Origin of the sequence: Serratia sp. CY81684, assembly GCF_052166595.1 — a bacterium.
Taxonomy (GTDB): Bacteria; Pseudomonadota; Gammaproteobacteria; order Enterobacterales; family Enterobacteriaceae; genus Serratia; species Serratia nematodiphila.
In genome coordinates this window covers 760,074-778,067 of sequence record NZ_JBJNOO010000001.1, presented here as the reverse complement: position 1 = coordinate 778,067, position 17,994 = coordinate 760,074, and the positions used below count along the sequence as shown (strand labels likewise).

The 17,994-nt window shown below is 51.6% G+C and carries 22 protein-coding genes; 3 read left to right on the top strand and 19 right to left on the bottom strand.

Features of this window, described 5'->3' with window-relative positions; all coding sequences use genetic code 11:
• The first annotated feature begins 52 nt into the window (after nucleotides 1-52).
• Complete coding sequence (locus ACJ8QF_RS03840; protein ID WP_442537279.1) at nucleotides 53-856, top strand: hypothetical protein; 804 nt, start codon at nucleotides 53-55, stop codon at nucleotides 854-856.
• Here the strand turns inward: ACJ8QF_RS03840 and ACJ8QF_RS03835 are convergent.
• The 11 genes from ACJ8QF_RS03835 to ACJ8QF_RS03785 all read right to left on the bottom strand — a co-directional run bounded on the left by ACJ8QF_RS03835 (nucleotide 828) and on the right by ACJ8QF_RS03785 (nucleotide 6,458).
• Nucleotides 828-1,280: a phage virion morphogenesis protein gene (locus ACJ8QF_RS03835; RefSeq protein ID WP_442537278.1), complete on the bottom strand. Its 453-nt coding sequence runs from the start codon at nucleotides 1,278-1,280 to the stop codon at nucleotides 828-830. The two genes, ACJ8QF_RS03840 and ACJ8QF_RS03835, sit on opposite strands and share 29 nt — an antisense overlap.
• Nucleotides 1,267-1,740, bottom strand: coding sequence for a phage tail protein (locus ACJ8QF_RS03830; protein ID WP_442537277.1), 474 nt, complete (start codon nucleotides 1,738-1,740; stop codon nucleotides 1,267-1,269). Before ACJ8QF_RS03830 ends, ACJ8QF_RS03835 begins: the two co-directional genes overlap by 14 nt.
• Complete coding sequence (gene lysC, locus ACJ8QF_RS03825; protein WP_230201375.1) at nucleotides 1,712-1,942, bottom strand: Rz1-like lysis system protein LysC; 231 nt, start codon at nucleotides 1,940-1,942, stop codon at nucleotides 1,712-1,714. The genes ACJ8QF_RS03830 and lysC overlap by 29 nt, the downstream gene beginning before the upstream one ends.
• Nucleotides 1,836-2,264 (bottom strand): Rz-like lysis system protein LysB, encoded by a 429-nt coding sequence (gene lysB / locus ACJ8QF_RS03820; protein WP_060418384.1) that lies wholly within the window; start codon nucleotides 2,262-2,264, stop codon nucleotides 1,836-1,838. The genes lysC and lysB overlap by 107 nt, the downstream gene beginning before the upstream one ends.
• Nucleotides 2,261-2,773, bottom strand: coding sequence for a lysozyme (locus ACJ8QF_RS03815; protein ID WP_442537276.1), 513 nt, complete (start codon nucleotides 2,771-2,773; stop codon nucleotides 2,261-2,263). The genes lysB and ACJ8QF_RS03815 overlap by 4 nt, the downstream gene beginning before the upstream one ends.
• A complete protein-coding gene (locus tag ACJ8QF_RS03810) occupies nucleotides 2,757-2,966 on the bottom strand; it encodes an HP1 family phage holin (protein WP_015379117.1) in 210 nt (69 codons plus the stop codon). The genes ACJ8QF_RS03815 and ACJ8QF_RS03810 overlap by 17 nt, the downstream gene beginning before the upstream one ends.
• A gap of 2 nt (nucleotides 2,967-2,968) precedes the next feature.
• Nucleotides 2,969-3,172 (bottom strand): tail protein X, encoded by a 204-nt coding sequence (locus ACJ8QF_RS03805; protein WP_015379118.1) that lies wholly within the window; start codon nucleotides 3,170-3,172, stop codon nucleotides 2,969-2,971.
• Nucleotides 3,172-3,660, bottom strand: a complete 489-nt coding sequence (locus ACJ8QF_RS03800; protein WP_033639340.1) for a head completion/stabilization protein — start codon at nucleotides 3,658-3,660, stop codon at nucleotides 3,172-3,174. Before ACJ8QF_RS03800 ends, ACJ8QF_RS03805 begins: the two co-directional genes overlap by 1 nt.
• Before the next feature lie 93 nt (nucleotides 3,661-3,753).
• Nucleotides 3,754-4,413 carry a terminase endonuclease subunit gene (locus ACJ8QF_RS03795; protein ID WP_060418381.1) on the bottom strand — a complete coding sequence of 220 codons (660 nt, stop codon included), beginning with the start codon at nucleotides 4,411-4,413 and terminating at the stop codon, nucleotides 3,754-3,756.
• 2 nt (nucleotides 4,414-4,415) lie between these two features.
• Entirely contained in the window at nucleotides 4,416-5,600 is a 1,185-nt protein-coding gene (locus ACJ8QF_RS03790; protein WP_060418380.1) for a phage major capsid protein, P2 family, read from the bottom strand.
• Between the two features lie 42 nt (nucleotides 5,601-5,642).
• On the bottom strand, nucleotides 5,643-6,458 hold the full coding sequence (locus tag ACJ8QF_RS03785; RefSeq protein ID WP_033644563.1) for a GPO family capsid scaffolding protein: 816 nt from the start codon (nucleotides 6,456-6,458) through the stop codon (nucleotides 5,643-5,645).
• A gap of 142 nt (nucleotides 6,459-6,600) precedes the next feature.
• Between ACJ8QF_RS03785 and ACJ8QF_RS03780 the strand changes: the two genes are divergently transcribed.
• Nucleotides 6,601-8,373 (top strand): terminase ATPase subunit family protein, encoded by a 1,773-nt coding sequence (locus ACJ8QF_RS03780; RefSeq protein WP_120027049.1) that lies wholly within the window; start codon nucleotides 6,601-6,603, stop codon nucleotides 8,371-8,373.
• Nucleotides 8,373-9,407, top strand: a complete 1,035-nt coding sequence (locus tag ACJ8QF_RS03775; protein ID WP_060418379.1) for a phage portal protein — start codon at nucleotides 8,373-8,375, stop codon at nucleotides 9,405-9,407. Before ACJ8QF_RS03780 ends, ACJ8QF_RS03775 begins: the two co-directional genes overlap by 1 nt.
• A gap of 60 nt (nucleotides 9,408-9,467) precedes the next feature.
• On the opposite strand, the gene ACJ8QF_RS03770 is transcribed toward ACJ8QF_RS03775, so the two are convergent.
• From ACJ8QF_RS03770 to ACJ8QF_RS03735, 8 genes are all read right to left on the bottom strand, one after another.
• Nucleotides 9,468-11,597, bottom strand: coding sequence for a KAP family P-loop NTPase fold protein (locus ACJ8QF_RS03770; RefSeq protein WP_060418743.1), 2,130 nt, complete (start codon nucleotides 11,595-11,597; stop codon nucleotides 9,468-9,470).
• 634 nt (nucleotides 11,598-12,231) lie between these two features.
• Nucleotides 12,232-12,849: a hypothetical protein gene (locus ACJ8QF_RS03765; RefSeq protein WP_442537275.1), complete on the bottom strand. Its 618-nt coding sequence runs from the start codon at nucleotides 12,847-12,849 to the stop codon at nucleotides 12,232-12,234.
• 9 nt (nucleotides 12,850-12,858) lie between these two features.
• Nucleotides 12,859-13,596 carry a hypothetical protein gene (locus ACJ8QF_RS03760; RefSeq protein ID WP_442537274.1) on the bottom strand — a complete coding sequence of 246 codons (738 nt, stop codon included), beginning with the start codon at nucleotides 13,594-13,596 and terminating at the stop codon, nucleotides 12,859-12,861.
• 334 nt (nucleotides 13,597-13,930) lie between these two features.
• Nucleotides 13,931-14,128 carry a hypothetical protein gene (locus tag ACJ8QF_RS03755; RefSeq protein WP_442537273.1) on the bottom strand — a complete coding sequence of 66 codons (198 nt, stop codon included), beginning with the start codon at nucleotides 14,126-14,128 and terminating at the stop codon, nucleotides 13,931-13,933.
• A gap of 47 nt (nucleotides 14,129-14,175) precedes the next feature.
• The gene (locus ACJ8QF_RS03750) at nucleotides 14,176-14,358 is read right to left on the bottom strand and encodes a hypothetical protein (RefSeq protein WP_102780101.1); all 183 of its coding nucleotides are present in this window, start codon (nucleotides 14,356-14,358) and stop codon (nucleotides 14,176-14,178) included.
• Nucleotides 14,359-14,438: 80 nt separating this feature from the next.
• Nucleotides 14,439-16,655, bottom strand: a complete 2,217-nt coding sequence (locus ACJ8QF_RS03745; RefSeq protein WP_442537272.1) for a replication endonuclease — start codon at nucleotides 16,653-16,655, stop codon at nucleotides 14,439-14,441.
• The gene (locus ACJ8QF_RS03740) at nucleotides 16,652-17,659 is read right to left on the bottom strand and encodes a phosphoadenosine phosphosulfate reductase domain-containing protein (RefSeq protein WP_442537271.1); all 1,008 of its coding nucleotides are present in this window, start codon (nucleotides 17,657-17,659) and stop codon (nucleotides 16,652-16,654) included. The genes ACJ8QF_RS03745 and ACJ8QF_RS03740 overlap by 4 nt, the downstream gene beginning before the upstream one ends.
• On the bottom strand, nucleotides 17,649-17,930 hold the full coding sequence (locus ACJ8QF_RS03735) for a DUF5405 family protein (protein ID WP_089185059.1): 282 nt from the start codon (nucleotides 17,928-17,930) through the stop codon (nucleotides 17,649-17,651). Before ACJ8QF_RS03735 ends, ACJ8QF_RS03740 begins: the two co-directional genes overlap by 11 nt.
• Between the last annotated feature and the right edge of the window lie 64 nt (nucleotides 17,931-17,994).

The following is a 17,994-nucleotide window of genomic DNA, read 5'->3' as shown; positions in this document are numbered from 1 at the left end:
CAACAAGCTAAAAATTTGCTAATATCGTTTCGGATTTTTTAAGGAGAGAATAATGTTTGGAATAGAGCAGACGTTCCCAGAAACATTCAGATTTTTCTTTTCATTAATTTGCGCTGCAATTATCATTTGGCGCTGCGGTGGGATTTCCGCACTATTCCGAATTCTATTGAGAATTGCCGGATTGAACTTCAAAAAAGGAGTCTTAGGCAGGGCTGACGATGAGATATTCTACACTCAGAAGTTCATGTTATTAAATGGCGTTAAAGTTGCAAACACCAAGGATGCAAAATTATTATCTAATGGATTACTTACAGGCGAGATTTCAAAAAAGAATTTTTACTTCACCTCTTTCTTCGGAACCGTAGGAAAAAGCAAGTCATCTCCTCATGATACCGCCCTCTTAGTTGCCATAATCATCATCATAATAGCATTCTCTATATCACTATTAAGTAGCTTCCCAAAATCGGGTTATACAAACTTCAACTATAAAGACACATCACTTTTAGTTTCCCCAAATGATGTAATCATCCCTGCAGGGATATTCAAGGAAAACAAAACATTAAACATTAGTGCTTGCACGAGAATCATTAAAACACATCCATATGATGCATATCGCGCAGCATGCGAATACATTGCATTAAAGGATGAGAAAAAAAACCAAGAGTTAATTGATGCAATAAACTCTTGGGATGACATGAGAAAAATATCATTTGTTATATTCATGTCCATATTGATTTTTTCCGCATGCTTAATCTGGGGAATAACCAACCATAAAAAACTAAATGAACACATATTTAAATGTAGAGAACAAGAACATAGGTTTGGTATCAATTCAAATCAAGAAAGTGGTAAATAATTATTTCCTCTATAGCTTTAATGTCGCTGATTGAATACCCAAGTAACGGACGGGCCTCATATTTTACCGCCTCACTGTGCGGCGTCGGCCGATCGCGCAGGCCGTAATGGTGAACGTTTACCATGCGTTTCACACGCCCGACAAACTCAACCACGGCCGCATCGCTGTTGCCCAGGGCTTTCAGATAGCGGGCCGTGCGCAGCTTGGAGAACATCGCCCGATCGCGCAGGCGCTTTTTGCTGCGAAGCCGCATTTTGCGCGGCGCGTAAGGTGTACCGTCCGGCGCCTGCTGGCGTTTGATGTGTTGCTGTTGACCGGCGCGCAGTCGCTTTGACACGGCAACGGCCAGCGACTTACGCGACTGCGGCGACAGCTTGGCAATCAGCCCGGCCAGCCGGGTGTCAAAGGGGTTAAGCTCGCTCATGCCATTCACTCACTAATTCGCCGTGAACAAAGAGCTGCATCGGCCGCGTCACGTCCTCCGGTAACGGCGGCTCCGGCAGGTGCTTAACGTGTAGTGCGCCGTTCTGTTCGCTGACCACTACACGTTCGGTCAGCTGCAGTGACACGCTGAAATCGTAAGAGCCGTTGTTGTTAAAGTCGCTCGCAAAGGTGATCCCGGTGCGGCGCTTTTCCTCCGTTGCCATGATGTCCGGCTGGTTTTCCCGTAGCCATGCCTGAACCGGCACCATGATTAAATCCAGATCGCCGGTATAGTCCAAAAACAGCAGGTTCAGCGTATAGCGGTACTCATGGGACAGCGAGTCGGCAAGCGTGGCGGCCACATTGCCGCGCTCTACCCGAACTTGCAGGTTTTCAGGGTTGCGCTGTAGCCACGGCAGGCAGCGTGTCAGCTCAGCGCGGAGCTGTTGCGGTTTTAACATCGTGTTGTTCCTGACAGTGTTTTATCGTTTCGACCTGCACCGCGCAGGCCGCCAAGGCGTTTTCAAGCTGGCGAATATCGGCGCTCAGATCGCCGTTAGTCGCCGGGCGGCTGGCCGGGATTTGGCACGGACTCACTTTCGGACAGCCAACGTAGATAATCCGCGGCGCCGGTGAAGCCGGGGCGCTGGTGCAGCCGGGCAACGTCAGCAGGCAAAGCAGTGTTAAACCAATCGCGTAATTGCTGATTTTCATTGAGTAGCCTCTGTATTTTCTGCTCGCGCGTCAGTGCCAGCCGGTGCGCGGCGGTGAGATCGCCCCTTAACTTTTCCTCTTCTAGCGCCAGCACACCTGCCGCCGCCTGCAGCGTGTCGATCGCCGCGCGGGTATCGGTCAGCGCCGCCGCTATCCGGCCGTTCTCCTGCCGGGCGCTTTCCAGCCGTTCACCCAACGTGACAACCTGCCATTTCATCCAACCGGCGACGACCAGCGCCAGCACCAGAAACCAGCCGATCGCGCGGCTCATGGCGCGGCCCCGATCAGGCAGTGGGCCAGCTCCGCCGCCCGACGCCGTTCCAGCCCCGGCGATTTGACGCCGTTGACGAACACCCAGCGCGGCAACTGGTGGCAGGCGTTGCGCCAGTCCTGCCGCTTGATGAAACCGGCCAGCGTAGAGCCACAGGCGGCCGTGACGCCAACATTAAAGGCAAAGCTGACTACAGCGTCATAAACCGGCAGCGGCATCGTGACAGGCATACATCGGCTTATGCCGCGCTCCACACGATACACGTCGGCCACGAGGTTAACGGCGGCTTGGCGCTCGCTGATAACCGCACCGGGCTTAACCCCGGCCGTGTGGCCGATGCCGTTTGTCCAGACGCCCGCTTGGCATTGGTACGGCGATAAACGACAGCCCTCGAAATCAGCCAGCAGGCGCAACCCGGCCTCAGAGATCTGCAGCGCGCTGAATTGCGGCAACAGCACCGCCAACGCCAGCACGGCGGCCACACTGCAGCGTTTAGCGATTGAGTTCATCGTAAACCCTCCGGCTGACGCCCAACTTGTTCAACAGCTGGTAGCTTTTGCGGCGGTAGTACCAGTTGACGAGGAACGTCCCAACGCCAACGGCGGCGCCGACCATAAAGGCGATGTCCTGTGGACTGTATCGGCCAATCCAAGCGAGAAAGGCCGCTACGGTATAGGCCACCCACGACGTAATTTTCTCCATTGCTAATCCCATAAATTGACGGTTTCACGCTGCGGCGCGGCGGTCACGTCCGGCAGCTCGACCGGGTGGCCGTGGGGCAAAATCGCCCCGGCAGCGGCCAGCCCTTCATTTAGCGAATAGACCTGCTCAACCACGCCCTGCGTGCGCCCGTAGTAGCGCCAGCAAATCGCGTCAACGGTGTCGCCCTGCAGGGCGTAGACTCTCATCAGAGCAACCCGATGATGCAGTGGCTACGCTCGGCCACGTTACTGATCGCGTTGCGGGCATTGCGCCACAGCTCGCCGATCGAGGCTTCGACCACATCAGCCTTGCGGCCGCCGGTGGCGGTGGTGTCGAAACTGCGGTATTGCTCCGAGAGCGTCGCCATGGTCATCGCGCTAACGGCATTGCGGTATTCGCTCACCCGCACGCTTTCGCCGTCGAGCTGTTCGCCCGGCACATCCTCAAGCCGCTGATAGCCGTCGGCCATCTGGTCGCGGCGGAAAGTGAACAGCTCGGCGTTCACCTCCGCGATCGCGCTTTTAATTGCCAGCCGCAGGCGCGGGGCGGTGATGGTGCCTTCAATGCGCATCACGTCGCGCACGTCCGCCGGGTCAATGTCCGGCCAGAAAAAGACGTTTTTAACGATCGGCTCATCCTCCGGGCGCGGTGCTGGCGCGTCCGGGCGTGGCCGTTGGATCACAACGGTGCTCATATGACCTCAGAAAGTTAGGGGGCGGTGGACGACAGCGTTGACGAGGTGAAACCTGTCGCGGCCGTCGTGCCGCCCGGCGCGGGGCGCGTTCTGTCAGCGGCTGGCGGCGGTGCGTATTGCCCGCTCCAGCCGTTCAATGTCCTTTTTCACGCCGCAGCCGTTATGCAACTGCAGCGCACGCTTAAGGTGGTTCAATGCCAGTTCAGCCCTGCCCGCCGCGCGCAAGACGTACCCGGTGATTTTGTGCAACTTGGCTCGCACTTGGTCGGGCATGTCTTCTGCGTCGGTGAGTTCCATCGTCTGCGTGAGGTGGTCAATGTTGACCGGCTCCCCGGCCTCAAAGGCGCGGGTGGCAGACTCGGCGACGTCTTCTGCGATGAGGTATGGCGTGGAACGCGCGAAATTGCCCGGCGGCGCCAGCTGGTAGCGCAGCGCATAGCGGGCGATGTCCAGCGCACCGGGAATATCCCCGGCATCCAGACGCCAGATCATGACCGTCATCAGAATGGCGTCCTGCGCGCCGCGACCTTCGGCCAGCACACCGGCAACCCAGGGGGCATAGTCCGGCAGCAGTTGGCGCTTGAGTTCGGCCTTACGCTGTTGTGAGCGCACCTGTTTGAGCTTTCGCTTATCTTCATTGAGTTTAAGCATCATCCGTTCATAGCCGTTGGCGTGGCGCAGCGGGTCATTCTCCCGCTGCGCGGCCTCGACCGCTGACTGGCGCATAAGGTGACGGCGGGCAGGGCTGGTCATGGTTATTTACCGCCTTTCGCTTTGTCGTCTGCCGGTGCTTCCTCCGGGGCTTTCACCTCGGCATCAGCGGTAGGCTCCGTTGGTGCGGCGGCTACTTTGACAGCCTTAACAATGGCCTCGGCCAGCTCAGCGATTTCATCTTTTTTTGGTTCCGTCGGTAACAGCTTAATGTTCTCCACCAGACAGCCGCAGGCGTAATCCTCCACCACATAATCCTCATTGATGGATTCATAGTTTTCGATGCGGTCACGCTTCGAGTTTTCCACCATATGGCGGCGGTGCGTGTCCTCCTGCCAGTAGATTGACAGATTATCCACGCGGGTGATCAACAGCGCATCCGCCGGGAAGTACGGCACACGCACGGCGGGCAGATTGCCGATGCGCTTCTGGCTGATAATCAGATCGGCGGCCATCGCTTCGGTGTTGGGCTGTTCCTGATTGACGAGCGGGAAATACTTGTCGGCCAGCAGCTGGCGACCGCAGATCACCACCAGTTCCGGGTCTTCCTGATACCACGGTGCAATCAGGGTATTGGTGGCATCCATCACCAGCGCGTCGAGGTTGGCGTAATCGCCACCGGCGCCCACGCGGACTTTTTCAGACACCACGCTGCCGTCCTCCGCCACGACTTTATTCATCACGCTGCCCGGCGCATTCTCGCGGTACTTCTGCAACCAGCCCGGCCCGATGTCTTGCAACAGCGGGAATTTAACGCGGTTGGAGGTTTTGGCGCGGTGCGTACCGTTAAAGCCGATCATGATGCGGTCAAGCGCCTGACGTTCAACAATTGCATCGCGTAAACGGGTCTGGAAATCCTGATAACGGGCCCACAGGTCAAGGGTGTTGTAGCGGATGTGGAAATCGTAATTCACCTGCTGGCAGAAATAGCCTTCTGCATCCAGCGAGGCAAAGTCGGCCGTTTCGCGTTCATCGCCGCCGGCGGTGTCGGTGGTGCTGGCGATGGAGCCGCTCACACCTAAACCGACTTTCTCTCCCTTCATTTCCTTAACCGGCACGATATTGATGCGGGTCAGGAACGTTGAGGAATCCTGTACGCGGGTCATGATGGTTTGCGTGACGGACGGCTCAACGCTGAATTTTTTATCCAGATCGCCGGTTGCTACGCCATTCAGTTCGGCGAGGCGAGACAGAAAAGCATTAAATTTAAAACGAGTTTGCTTGCGCATTTTTCTTCCTGTTTTTGTTCAGTTTTATCGGGTGTGACTGCCTTAGCAGTCGGTCAGCACGTCTTGCGCGCTGTTGCCGCCGGTGGCCTCTGGGCGGGCCTGCTGGCTGAAATCTTCCGAGGTGGAAAGCTGGGCTTTCAGCGCGCTGAACGCGTTGCTGCCGGTTTCAACCTGCTGTTTAAGGTCGGCAACCTGCTCGCTCAGTGCAGCGATTGTCTCGGTAAAGCGGGTGTCCGCTTCCTGCAACTGCTCGGCTACGGTCATCACCGCGCCTTCCATCTCGCCAAAGCGCACATCGTCGGTGGCCTGCTTGCGGCTAAACATCGCTTTGATGCGGGCAGAGAATGAGGTTTCCGGGTCAGCGACCGGCTCAAAATCGAAATGGACTTCCAGCGGCGCGGAGAACTCGACGTTCTCGTGGCGGCGGCTGAACTCCAGCATGTCAGTGCCGAGGCTGGCCGGATCATCGGTGACGGCCAGCCCGACAAGATACGACTTGCCGGTCTTGGCGAAATCGCGGCGGATCTCCATCGAGGTAAACACTTTTTGGCCAGCGCCGACCATCGACACCAGATCGGCGGTCGGGGCCAGACTGGCATACAGCGCCCACTTGCCGTGCAACAGCGGTTCGTCCGGCTCGTCGATTTTCTCGGCCTTCAGCTCAACCACGCCGCCGTAACGACGAAAATAGCCATCCGGCAAAATCCCCTTGATGTGCTCCATGTTGATGCGGGCGCCATACACCTTCGGGCTGTAGGTCGCGGCCATCTGCTGAATATCCGCAGCGCCGATCTCGCGGCCGTCAACGGTGTCGCCTTCAACGCCGATGCGGAAAAACTTAGTAACTTTCTTTGCCATGTAAACGGCTCCGGTTGTGGTGATTGGGTTCGGGGCTAGTTTCGGGGGAATAGCGGCGCGTCTCAACGCGTTGCGGTTGGAAGATCTGAGGCACAACAAGGGCTTAATGCGAGCTGCCCGGCGCTTTCGTAGCCTTGGCGGCATGAATACGACACCGGCAACAACCATCATCAGCGATCCGCGCCGCCAAGCTGCCTTGCTCTACTGGCAGGGCTTCTCTGTGCGCCAAATTGCGGAAACGCTGAACCTCAAGGGGCCGACCGTGCAGAGCTGGAAGCTGCGCGATAAATGGGACGACATCGCGCCCATTTCCCGCGTTGAGCAAAGCATGGAAGCACGGTTGATTCAGCTCATCATGAAAGACGTCAAGGAGGGAAAAGACTTCAAAGAAATCGACCTGTTAGGCCGTCAGATTGAACGGCTGGCGCGGGTCAATCGCTATTCGGCGACCGGCAACGAGGCGGACTTAAACCCGAACGTCGCCAACCGCAACAAAGGCGAGCGCAAGCCCGCCGAGCGCAACGTGTTCAGCGAGGCCGCCGTGGAGAAGCTGCAAAGCATCTTCACAGAAACCACCTTCGAGTATCAGATGGGATGGTATCGCGCCGGGCTGCAACACCGTATCCGCAACATCCTGAAATCGCGCCAGATCGGCGCCACGTTCTTCTTTGCCCGCGAGGCGTTGCTCGATGCGCTGACCACCGGCCGCAATCAGATTTTCCTGTCAGCCAGTAAGGCGCAGGCGCACGTATTCCGCAATTACATCATTGATTTTGCGCGGCTGGTCGAGGTTGACCTGAAAGGCGATCCGATGGTGCTGCCGAACGGCGCCCGCCTGATGTTCCTCGGCACCAACGTGCGCACCGCGCAGAGCTACACCGGCAATCTGTATCTGGATGAGTATTTCTGGATACCGAAGTTTCAGGAGCTGCGCAAAGTCGCCAGCGGGATGTCGCTGCACAAGCGGTGGCGCACTACCTACTTTTCCACGCCGTCAAGTCTGGCGCACTCCGCTTATCCGTTCTGGTCGGGGGAACTGTTCAACAAGGGGCGCCGCAGCAAAGCCGATCACGTTCAGCTCGACCTCAGCCACAGCCACCTGTCAAAAGGCTTGCTGTGCGGCGATGGGCAATGGCGCCAGATTGTCACGGTTGAGGATGCGCTGACCGGCGGCTGTAACCTGTTCGACCTTGATCAGCTATCGCTCGAATACAGCCCGGCAGAGTATCAGAACCTGCTGATGTGTGAATTCGTGGACGATACCGCGTCGGTATTCCCATTCGCCGAGCTGCAAGGCTGCATGGTCGATACGCTGGAAGAATGGGAGGACTTCAACCCTTACGCCGTGCGGCCGTTCGGCTATCGCCCGGTGTGGATCGGCTACGATCCATCGGAAGCCAACGGCGGCGACAGCGCCGGGTGCGCGGTGATCGCGCCGCCAATGGTGGCCGGGGGCAAGTTCCGCGTGCTTGAGCGCCACCAGTGGCAGGGCATGAACTTTGCCGCTCAGGCCCAGAAGATTAAAGACCTTACCGAAAAATATTGCGTGGAGTACATCGGCATCGATGCGACCACCGTCGGCCAAGGTGTTTTCCAGCTGGTGCGCGAGTTCTTCCCGGCCGCGCGAGAAATCAAATACACGCCGGAAATCAAAACCGCCATGGTGTTGAAGGCAAAAGACACCATCGGGCGCGGCTGTCTGGAATACGACACCAGCCACACCGACATCACCGCCGCCTTTATGGCGATCCGCAAAACCATGACCGCCAGCGGCGCGCGCTCCACCTACACCGCCAGCCGCAGCGAAGAAGCCAGCCACGCCGATGTCGCGTGGGCAATCATGCACGCCCTCTTAAACGAACCGCTGACCGCAGGCAGCGGCCACAGCAGCCCGAACATTTTGGAGTTTTACTGATGAGCAAGCGCAAAGGCCGTAAGGCATTTATCCCCCCGGCACCAGCCCCGGCAACAGAGCAGAAGCAGGATTTTGAGGCGTTTACCTTTGGCGAGCCGTCTGCTGTGCTGGATAAGCGGGAAATTCTGGATTACATCGAGTGCACGACCAATGGCAAGTGGTACGAGCCGCCGATCTCATTCGATGGGCTGGCACGCAGTGTGCGCGCCGCCGTGCATCACAGCTCGCCGATGTACGTTAAGCGCAACATTTTGGCGTCTACGTTCATCCCGCACCGGCTGTTAAGTCAGCAGGAGTTTAGCCGCTATGCGCTGGATTATCTGGTGTTCGGCAACGCCTATTTAGAAGAGCGCCAAAACCGGCTCGGCGCACCGCTGCAGCTGAAATCCTCCCCGGCCAAGTACACGCGGCGCGGCGTGGATCGCGGCACTTACTGGTTCGTGCAAGACTGGAAAGAGGCGCACCGTTTCAGGACCGACAGCGTTTTTCACCTGGTTGAGCCGGATATTAACCAAGAACTTTATGGGCTGCCTGAATACCTCAGCGCGCTTAACTCCGCTTGGCTGAACGAGGCGGCGACGCTGTTCCGCCGTAAGTATTACCAGAACGGGGCGCACGCCGGTTACATCCTGTATATGACCGACGCGGCGCAGAGTACCAGCGACGTTGACAGAATGCGCCAAGCCATGCGTGATACAAAGGGCTTAGGGAACTTCCGCAATCTGTTCATGTACGCCCCGAACGGCAAGCCGGACGGCATTAAGATCTTGCCGCTATCCGAGGTCGCCACCAAGGACGACTTTTTTAACATCAAGAATGCCAGCCGCGACGATCTGCTAAGCGCACACCGCGTACCGCCGCAGATGATGGGAATTATCCCGAACAATACCGGCGGTTTCGGGGACGTGAAAAAGGCCGCTCAGGTGTTTGTGCGCAACGAGTTAACGCCGCTGCAAGAGCGCATGAAGGAGGTTAATGAGTGGATAGGTGAAGAAGTTATCCGTTTTGCATCGTATGAGTTGCCCAACGAGTAAAAAAGCCGCCAGTACTGGCGGCCGATATAAATCAGATCGTTAACTTTAACTAGTTGATTATTAATACCATCCCTCTACTAACGTCCCATCTCTAAGGTAATACTTTCGTCCATCAAGAATACTATTAAGTGTGGCTTGAATATGGATAGGATAGCTTGAAATCTCTATGTCTTTGACTCTTCTCCTAAGATCATCTAAATCAATCACACTGCCAAAAGTATCTTCATCAACTTGAACAAAAGGACCATTTGTAGAGTCACGCCCCGTATTCCCAATGATTTCCGCCACTCTAATTATGCCATCTTCACCACCACACAAAATAGAGTTAACAAAGTAAGTCGCTCTCTCTCTTGAGGATCTTTTTAACTCAAAAAATATGTGCGCCTCAAGATGATTATCAATATATTTTTTATCAAATATGGCTTTTTCAGCCATTTCTTGATAGACCTTCTCAAATTCAGCTAACTGCTCTTCAGTAGCCCAAGGACTGTCATAGTTGTCGCCATGCAGTTGACTTCGAACTTTAAATAAAACATCAGCAGCCAAGGGAGCACTTTCCTCCCTACCGATCAACCCCCTCAACAATGTATATTTTTCATCACAATCTGATATTATTTTATTTGTAAGCCAATTCATTTTTCTGTATAAATCTTTAGATATAAACCCATAATTAGCCTCCAGTGAAGAAATCAGTTTTTCAGAAAAAAGATATTCATCATAAATACAAGTCAATATATCAAAACTTTTATCCCTGCATATACGTGAATAATTTGTCATCATTTCAAAGAACCGATCATCAGCATCCTCAGAATTCACCCACATAAGAAATTCCCTCCTATCAACATCTCCATTTATAAAATCAATTATATCTTGATCAGACACGTATCCAGTGGGGGTTTTATAATGAAATGCAACATGCAACCTTTGTGGTACTGATACCCTCCCTGCAGAGTCAGCATCAGAAACACCATAATGCGAATAGCCGCCAGAGGCCAGAAGAGGAAATATATCCCCAAGAAGCTCCTCAATTAACTTCCTGTCTTTTTCACTTAAGCCACTTAGCTTTTCACTCCGCTCTTGCCTATATGAATCTACTACTTCTTGTAGCTTATCCATCATAAGCCCGTCATTTGAAATCCTCTTGCCTATATATGCCTCTGGCGTGCTCTTAATATGTTCATATACTAAATTAAACTTAGTGGCAATTATTGATAATGCAAAAAGGTCAGAGAAGCATACCTGCCCCTCTACCTGCCCTAACACAAACCTTAAGTGGTTAAAAAATCTTTTCAGCTCCCTTGGGTTCTTGATTAAATGCTTACTGTAATTGTGATAAATCCAACTTAGTCTTTCTTGATCATATTCAAATCTATCTGTTAAATTCTTTTCACTCAGACTCTCCAATTCCAAATTAGCAAGCTCGTTCATACTTCTTTCTGAAATTACAGGAAGGGGTACTCGTAGTTGGACTATCTTATTAAGATATTCCGACGTATTAACAATACCATTCTTATCCAATACAGATACAAGATAATTTGAATCAAATGCCAAAAGAAATGAAGTTCCGGGAAAATCAGCCACAGCTTTTACAAGGCGCAAAACCTGGAATGTCTCAGATGGGGTCAATCTATCGATATCATCGATAATTACCACTATCGGGTTTTTAATTTTCTTTATAGATGCCTCAACCTTTTTCTTTCTGCCCAAAAGATCAATGTTTTCTAATTCAGCAAGCTTCTTAGTAGTACTCCCAATTTTAGAGAGAGACTTTCCTATTATAGATGCCCATGGTTCTGCTCCTGGAACAAGCTTTGCAACATTGAACAAGCTCGAGTATTTTATTATTTCCTTAGCAGCATTTAAAGCCACTGCAGAGCCATTTATAAGATTAAGTCGTGAAGAGAATTGAAGTAAGAAATCCTGAATTAAAGACTCAGGCTTACCAGCTAACCAAGGGTTATATTCAATTATGATTGGGAACGAATCTTTTTCATTCAAAGCCCCCTTAATAAGATTTATAACTGACGTTTTTCCATATCCCCACTCTCCCTCCAAAGATACGGTAAGACAATCATCATCGTAGTTTAACAATAGTATATTTGCTAAATTATTTGCAAAGTCAAGTCTGTTTAGTAAGTCAGGATCATTTATCCCACCGTGTATCGGTTGATCGTTGTGATATTTACCCATACAAAGCCCCATTGTTTTTAGATACTGCTAACATTAGTTACTCCGATTAAATTGAATTTAAACACAAGGCAATCACTATAACAAGCAAGAGCGAAACTTAGCACGATATTTATAACATTGATTTATTGTTTTAATTTAAATGTTATCAATTTCTGGCACAAACTAACTTCCAGATAAGAGTTAAATGTGGAGCCTGAGAGCACACATGCTACTTCAGCCTCAAAAATAAACAACAACATCCGGAGCAATGATAAATAACAGTAGCTGTACGCTGGCGGCGATTTCGAAAGATCTTAAACACTGCCTGCGCGCAATGCTATCCCCGCCTCGCCTGCCCGCTTCGTGTGTCGCTTTTCATGCAGATGCATGATCCAACACGATCCGCGCCAGAGCTTGCGCTTCGGGGGTAAAACTCAGACCGGATCATCATGCAAATTCATGCACATAATGCATGCATAGGGCATTTAGCTGTATTAGCTTAGACTTGAGCTGGCAACATTCCCTAGCAGCGCACAATCAAATCTGACAGTCCGCTCTGAGCGTAAGCGGATACTAACGCTGGCAGCAGGTGCGGCTTCATAATGGAGGTGCAGCCGCAATGTTAAAATCCGCCGTTGTGCTTGCGATTGTTAGTTCATTTGCCCAACTTCAGCTCTGAACGCATTTGATTAATGATTTCATCTTTGAGGCTCTTGGCCTTTTGTCCCTTTTCTTTCATTTTCTTCGCAATTGGCGCCTCGAAGTCTGGAGTCGTAAGTGCATGCTGCATCTCACCTATCCACACAGAAGACATTTCTAGAATTTCTTGATTAAGCAGTTCAAATTGAGAGGTCAATTTAAATAGGTTATCGGATCCAAGTATTTTTAGTGATGTAGTCTCTTCAGTGGCCTTTCTATGAGAATCCTGGATCTGATACGGAAACTTACTTACTTCATCTTGGAATTTAATTATTGCATCAGGAGAACTCTCTGATTCAAGCAGGTTACGGAACGCATTACGCAATGTCACCTTCGAAAATTCCTCATAATCAACGCCAACGTTAGCAGCCGCTTCTTCATATTTCTTGAAGTACTCGGTATATACCTGCGTCCTTATTTCTAGGATTTTATACTCTCGTTCTCTTCTTGCTTTTAAATAATGCAACAAGATAGGAACTATTACGGACGCGAGAACCACACCTATAGCAGGTACAACTATCTTTGGGTCTAGCCAAGTAGCTAGGCAGATTATTTTAATAATTCCTTCTTCCACCGAGTCTCCTTACGAACCAATGCCATATTCTCCGGCTTGTCCGGCGCAATATTTATTTAGCTTTTTTATTAACTTTTCAGCTATTTCGACACCCAATTCTATACGCTTTTTATCGATATTCTCCGCTGTAGAATGTACTTGGGAGTTTCTAATCATGCGTAATTCGACAAGCTGCTCGATATCTTTCATTTCCAACACCCCCTTATGCATTGCCATTTCCCATTTGAACGTATGGCCAACGTCTACACCAGCACTCTCGAATTTTTTTCGAACTAATGTCTCCACTTCGTTGAATAATAATATAAGGTTTTCTAGCGTGGCCTCTGTGCTTTTGGGATCAGCTTTCACACCAAATAAATTATTTAGTAGAACGGCGGCTATTTGCCGATAAGCATCCAAGTATCGGCGATCAACGCCTAAGCCAGTTCCATCATGATATAGCTGATTTCTGATACGATGATAATGCTCGATATCACCATCATCTAAACCAGCCAGTTTTGGACGAGCTTTGTTAAAAAGAAGATCAACCATTTTTGGAAAACTATTACCAGCCTCGTCAATTTCTTTTCGTGTAATTTTCAGGCCAGATATTTTTCCTGGAAGAGATAAAAAAGTTCTGATGGAAATCTCAACTGAGTTATCAATGCTAATGAAAGCAATTCTGCTATCAAAAGCGGTCTCTAGCTTAATGTGCGAATCAGCATGCCTTAACAACTCTAATGAACCGGACGCCCAAGTTTCTTCCATAATCGATCTCTTATTTTTTGGCTAACACTTATTCAGCGGAAATATCTGAAATTAAGCACTGACCTTTTTACGATTTGAGTTTAATATATATAACACTACATTCTTTTTCCACAATTTACAATACATTATAGGTATAGCTTAAATTTACTGAAGCAACAAATACAGGTTACTCCATCTAACAAGCAATACGTGCATATAGATACAAACTTGATATAGTTACAGCACTTATAATTTGACAGGAAATTAGGAATGTCCGCTTTTGGCACAGAGCTGCCCTGTTGGGTTAAGCTCTGTGCTGTGACAATGCCAGCTCAAGTTTGAGCTAATACAATTTTTAGCCCAGATAAAGGTATGTATTGTGCTGATAACGCCCCTCGTCAATCTGCCTGAAAACGTGGCCGGACTGGTGCTTGATGTAGTAATTCGCCTCTTCAGGCGTTAGGTGTGTGCCGAGCCGGTTTGCGGCGTGAATGAAATCAACGGTCTTTATGCGGCGGCCCTTACCGTTCTCGTTGAAGTTCAGTGCCTCCATAAACGCCCCGGCTAAGTTTAAATCTCGTCTCATACGTCACCTATGGATTAAGAGATCGCGGCAAGCTGCCTGATCACTTCTGCTTTTTCAGGGGCAATGCTGGTTTTCATCTCACCCGCCAGTTCTGAAATCCATATCAGTGCAATGTCTTTGTCTTTCGCTTGGCTCTCATAACAAACCCCCAGACGGGCGATGAGTTCAATTCTTTCTAAAACAACCACTTCATCCACTGCTTGCACCCTTTCCCTCCGATGCTTAATTACTGTATGCATATACAGTATATGCCTATCAGATTTAATTGCGCAAGAAATTATTGGAAGCCCGCCCAATCGCTAACCACCGGATAGTGCATTGAAATATCACCAAATTTGACTTTAGCGCCGCGCGCCAGTGCCTCAAGTTCCCAGCGCGTCGGCTCGATGCCGTGTAGTGCCAGCTCTGAGTAAATTTTGGATACGCGATCGCGCTCGGCAGTGGTCAATCTGGCCGATGCAGCAGGCTCTATACGCTTATATGGGTCAATTCCTCTTTGCTGCCTGTTTATCTGCGGGGCATTTGCCCGTAAACGCGTCATAACAGACCGTGCAACGGTCATGTCATCCCAGTCAATCTGGGTTTCCGGTGCATGTTCCATCACCGCCACGGCCTCTACAGGCACCCCATCCTGCGCATTTTCGGCGCCACCGCTGCCGACCAACCCACAGTTATTGACAGGACTCCGAGGCGCGCCGGAGGCGCTTTTCAAAGTCAAAGGCTCAACGGCAACGGCTTTAGCGACGATGCGCCATTGCGTGGTGCGGGTTTCATAAACGCGATCGGCGCCGATATGCGGGGCAAAAACCCCCGCGATTTTCTGCACTTCTTCGTCATAGGCGTTGCGTTCGTCGGCAACCCGGCGAGCTACACGCACGGTCTGATCGTCGCGGGCAACGTTAGGGCCACCCTGCGCCAGAATATAAGCGGCAAAATCACCTGCATCAGCAGCAGCGCGCACAGCCTCAACGGTTTCGTCAAACTCATCGGCCAGACTGACAGAGCGGATCTTGCGGCACTCGCGCCATGCGCCGCGCGACGGCAGGCCGATAAAGTGGAATTGAGGGATACGCCACGTTGACGCCCACGCGGTGACGGCAGCGGCCGTATCAGTCAACAGCTCGCCGGTTTCATGATCGCGCTCACCGTCCAGCGCGTAGCCGTCGATGTTTTTTGCAATATATTTAGCGATATAGCCCGCCGCACCGCCTTTGTTCAGGTGCTTACAGTCAAAGCGGTTTTTAGCTGCGCCGCGCTCGTCGCCATCTTCAGCCATGGCATAACGGCGCATGATGTCGATCACCTGCTGGCGCTGTTCTTTGGAGGTAAACAGCATCATATGCCAGTGCGGTGTCGCATCATGGTGCGGTTCGACAACGCGCACGCCGTAGACCTGCAGGCCCGCATCTTTAAACGCCGTGCGGATCTTGCTAAACAGCTTCACAAGATAGCGCTGGCCGTCTTTTGGCGTGTACGCCTCTTCATCCCATTTGTGATTAAAGTGCACTTTCGGACTGTTCTTGCCGACGGCGCGCGTCGGGTGATATTTGGATGGGGTGGTGAGGGTGATAAACATCCCTTTATCGCCACGGATAGCGGCGGCCTGCTCAACACCGGCAATCATCGTCATTAACTCCTTGCGACGGATTTCCGGGTTAGAGATGCTTGCCATCACCTTGTCGATGAGGCTGAAGCGTTCGCCGGTTTCGACGTTCTCAAGCTCGCGGCTGTTCAGATAATCAAAATTGGACTGTCGGCGCGCTTTCACATCGCGGATTGCCTGCCGACTGGCGTAGGACGACGCCCCACGGTTCACATTGCCAACGGCGATCAACAACGCCTCGCGCCATTGCGTGCGCTGGGCTTTCAACTGGTGCTCCCACCACTCGGAATTAACCAACCGTGACAGACTGGCAATAGCTGACCGGGCATCCAGCTTGCCTTTGCGGTATTTGCGCCAGTGCATCGGGGTGATGTTGAAGGCGCGCGCCATACCGGCAATGCGGCCATAAAATTCTGATTGGGTGGCATCTTCGAAAAGCCCGGTATTGTCGCCGCCGTTCTCCGCCACAAACTCATCGCAGTAATCTTCGTAATTCTGCAGAAGTTGACCGACCACCCGGTCGGCAAGGCGGCGTAACTCTTTGTCATCCATGCCGGGCAGAGCTGCGTAGTTATCGACTTCAGCAGAAAACCGCATTGACGCGGCGAGGTTCATCGCGTTCTTGGCGCTCACCGTTTGCAGGCGCGGCCAGATGCGGCGATCGAACTGGAATACCAGCCATTTGTTGGCGTCGTGCAGCCCTTTGCTCTTGAGCAAGTTGGTGTAACGCGTCAGGAACATGGCGCTGAGGAAGCGCGGCAGGCGGCGGATATTGGTTAAAACAGCTTGCCCCTGAGCGAGTTCCTCACGGGTAAGCGGTCTCACCGGCCCGGCAACTGCCGGGCGCGGTTCGTTCCATGGGTAAACGTAGGCGGTTAGTGTTTGATTCACTCGCATACACCGGCGTAAATACTGCTGCAGGCTGTGCGATCATTCATCGCGGCCACAAGGTCAAACTGGCGGCCACCGCGTGTAGTCATAGCCCAATCGCGGTAGGTTTCAATTCCGTGAGACTCCACTGTAATGCATGCAATCCGGCGTTCTGCCTTTGCAGGATCTTGCGTCGATGGAAAGAACGTTGAATTGCCACGGCGCGAACATGCGGCCACCAGTTTTTCCCATTCCGCTACACGGGCAACTTCCTCCGGCCAGCGGCTGAATATCTCGGCCAGCTCAGATTTACGAGCGTGAATACACGGCATACACCCAACCCGGCTACACCCTTGTTCGTACAATGGATTTGGTTTGATGCCATGCCGTTTCGCCATAGCAAAAACATCAGCGTGTTTCCATTCAAGAATCGGGCGGTAAATGTTCAGGCCACGGGTATTGTCCGCATCCGCTTCCCAAACAGGTAATGCAGCACGCGCAGAAGATTCTTCTGCACGAACACCTTGCCAACTAATAACTTCGTCGTATTCGTCCAGTAGTGGAACGACAATCTGATCACGTATAGGGTTATGCTTTAACTCGAAAGTGCAAAAGCGAGCTTTAGTGGAAGGGAAGCGCCCTTTCCACATGCAGAGGTCAAGAAATGGAATACCGGTTGGGTGAAGTGTTTTTAGCGCCAGTTCGATAATTGTGGCGGCTTGTGCCTCAGTATACCCGCACTCAGTTACCAGCGTCACAGGCCAACGCTCAGCTATGAATTCTCTCTTGCCCTTTATGCGATCAGAGAAATCGGCCTTAACACGGCGAATCGGCCCTAACTTGCTTTCGAGATAATCCAGATATTCCATAGTTTGCGGGTGTTCGTGACCAGTATCAGCGAATACCACCAGAACTTCAGCGCCAGCCTCACGAGCTAATAACCACTGAGCAAGGCTATCTTTACCACCAGAAACAGACACCAGATTAATGGTGCCATCTTCTAAGCAACGCTTATCAATTTGCATTGCGAGCCTCACATACCGCAAAAGCCTCTTGGCACAGGTTGCCAATGCGACCTATTTCCGCGCCCAATGATGCAATGCTATTAACACTGGAATTACGGACGCTGTGATGAATAAGGCCGTTCACAAGCTGGTTAATCGTTGGGTAATAGCCGATAGCCTCGTAACGCTCTTGACCTTCGCTTTTTCCTGTTTTCCCTACCTTCACCGTATTAAGAATGAATTGCAGGTTATCGCTGGTGATAACAAACTCAGAGCCGATTTTAATTTCCATGTTATTTCCTTAATCGTAATTTTGGTTTTCTGGTCTGCGTGCAAATTCTGAATCGCTCAAATCA

Bases quoted from the DNA above. Each gene is read 5' to 3' on its own strand.
- ACJ8QF_RS03840 (WP_442537279.1), top strand. From the start codon at position 53: ATGTTTGGAATAGAGCAGACGTTCCCAGAAACATTCAGATTTTTCTTT.
- ACJ8QF_RS03835 (WP_442537278.1), bottom strand. From the start codon at position 1,280: ATGAGCGAGCTTAACCCCTTTGACACCCGGCTGGCCGGGCTGATTGCC.
- ACJ8QF_RS03830 (WP_442537277.1), bottom strand. From the start codon at position 1,740: ATGTTAAAACCGCAACAGCTCCGCGCTGAGCTGACACGCTGCCTGCCG.
- lysB (WP_060418384.1), bottom strand. From the start codon at position 2,264: ATGAGCCGCGCGATCGGCTGGTTTCTGGTGCTGGCGCTGGTCGTCGCC.
- ACJ8QF_RS03815 (WP_442537276.1), bottom strand. From the start codon at position 2,773: ATGAACTCAATCGCTAAACGCTGCAGTGTGGCCGCCGTGCTGGCGTTG.
- ACJ8QF_RS03810 (WP_015379117.1), bottom strand. From the start codon at position 2,966: ATGGAGAAAATTACGTCGTGGGTGGCCTATACCGTAGCGGCCTTTCTC.
- ACJ8QF_RS03805 (WP_015379118.1), bottom strand. From the start codon at position 3,172: ATGAGAGTCTACGCCCTGCAGGGCGACACCGTTGACGCGATTTGCTGG.
- ACJ8QF_RS03800 (WP_033639340.1), bottom strand. From the start codon at position 3,660: ATGAGCACCGTTGTGATCCAACGGCCACGCCCGGACGCGCCAGCACCG.
- ACJ8QF_RS03795 (WP_060418381.1), bottom strand. From the start codon at position 4,413: ATGACCAGCCCTGCCCGCCGTCACCTTATGCGCCAGTCAGCGGTCGAG.
- ACJ8QF_RS03790 (WP_060418380.1), bottom strand. From the start codon at position 5,600: ATGCGCAAGCAAACTCGTTTTAAATTTAATGCTTTTCTGTCTCGCCTC.
- ACJ8QF_RS03785 (WP_033644563.1), bottom strand. From the start codon at position 6,458: ATGGCAAAGAAAGTTACTAAGTTTTTCCGCATCGGCGTTGAAGGCGAC.
- ACJ8QF_RS03780 (WP_120027049.1), top strand. From the start codon at position 6,601: ATGAATACGACACCGGCAACAACCATCATCAGCGATCCGCGCCGCCAA.
- ACJ8QF_RS03775 (WP_060418379.1), top strand. From the start codon at position 8,373: ATGAGCAAGCGCAAAGGCCGTAAGGCATTTATCCCCCCGGCACCAGCC.
- ACJ8QF_RS03770 (WP_060418743.1), bottom strand. From the start codon at position 11,597: ATGGGTAAATATCACAACGATCAACCGATACACGGTGGGATAAATGAT.
- ACJ8QF_RS03760 (WP_442537274.1), bottom strand. From the start codon at position 13,596: ATGGAAGAAACTTGGGCGTCCGGTTCATTAGAGTTGTTAAGGCATGCT.
- ACJ8QF_RS03755 (WP_442537273.1), bottom strand. From the start codon at position 14,128: ATGGAGGCACTGAACTTCAACGAGAACGGTAAGGGCCGCCGCATAAAG.
- ACJ8QF_RS03740 (WP_442537271.1), bottom strand. From the start codon at position 17,659: ATGCAAATTGATAAGCGTTGCTTAGAAGATGGCACCATTAATCTGGTG.
- ACJ8QF_RS03735 (WP_089185059.1), bottom strand. From the start codon at position 17,930: ATGGAAATTAAAATCGGCTCTGAGTTTGTTATCACCAGCGATAACCTG.